Raw genomic sequence first — 1,368 nt, 5'->3', positions numbered from 1 at the left:
GGTCAGCACCCCTTCTCCCGAAGTTACGGGGTCATTTTGCCGAGTTCCTTAACGAGAGTTCTCTCGCTCACCTTAGGATACTCTCCTCGACTACCTGTGTCGGTTTGCGGTACGGGCTGTTTGTTTCTCACTAGAAGCTTTTCTTGACAGTGTGACATCAGGAACTTCGGTACTTGATTTCCCTCCCCATCACAACTCATCCGTATAGAAGCAAGCATTTGACTCACTTCAAGACTCGTTGCTTGGACGTGCCTATCCAGCAGCACGCTTTCCTTAGCCTCCTGTGTCCCTCCATTGCTCAAACAAAACAAACAGGTACAGGAATATCAACCTGTTGGCCATCGCCTACGCCATTCGGCCTCAGCTTAGGTCCCGACTAACCCTGGGAGGACGAGCCTTCCCCAGGAAACCTTAGTCATACGGTGGACAGGATTCTCACCTGTCTTTCGCTACTCATACCGGCATTCTCACTTCTAAGCGCTCCACCAGTCCTCACGGTCCAGCTTCGACGCCCTTAGAACGCTCTCCTACCACGGAACCCAATGGGTTCCATCCACAGTTTCGGTGTTATGTTTAGCCCCGGTAAATTTTCGGCGCAGGGTCACTCGACTAGTGAGCTATTACGCACTCTTTAAATGATGGCTGCTTCTAAGCCAACATCCTAGTTGTCTGAGCAACCCCACATCCTTTTCCACTTAACATAAACTTTGGGACCTTAACTGGTGGTCTGGGCTGTTTCCCTTTCGACTACGGATCTTATCACTCGCAGTCTGACTCCCGGATATAAATCAATGGCATTCGGAGTTTATCAGAATTCGGTACCCCGATAAGGGGCCCTAGTTCAAACAGTTGCTCTACCTCCATGATTCTATGGTCCGAGGCTAGCCCTAAAGCTATTTCGGAGAGAACCAGCTATCTCCAAGTTCGATTGGAATTTCTCCGCTACCCACACCTCATCCCCGCACTTTTCAACGTACGTGGGTTCGGTCCTCCAGTGCGTTTTACCGCACCTTCAACCTGGACATGGGTAGGTCACCTGGTTTCGGGTCTACGACCACATACTCATTCGCCCTATTCAGACTCGCTTTCGCTGCGGCTCCGTCTTCTCGACTTAACCTCGCATGGGATCGTAACTCGCCGGTTCATTCTACAAAAGGCACGCTATCACCCATTAACGGGCTCTAACTATTTGTAAGCACACGGTTTCAGGTGCTGTTTCACTCCCCTTCCGGGGTTCTTTTCACCTTTCCCTCACGGTACTGGTTCACTATCGGTCACTAGAGAGTATTTAGCCTTGGGAGATGGTCCTCCCGGATTCCGACGGAATTTCACGTGCTCCGCCGTACTCAGGATCCTGAACAGAGATGA

Annotated in this window: 1 rRNA gene; it reads right to left on the bottom strand. The window is 50.9% G+C overall.

What is annotated here, in order from left to right:
- Window positions 1-1,368: ribosomal RNA gene (locus tag BM057_RS11460) — 23S ribosomal RNA — on the bottom strand; the annotation flags it as partial.

It is taken from the genome of Pisciglobus halotolerans (assembly GCF_900113675.1).
Classification (GTDB): Bacteria; Bacillota; Bacilli; order Lactobacillales; family Carnobacteriaceae; genus Pisciglobus; species Pisciglobus halotolerans.
The sequence above is the reverse complement of the archived record's forward strand: the minus strand, read 5'-3'. Positions and strand labels throughout refer to the sequence as shown.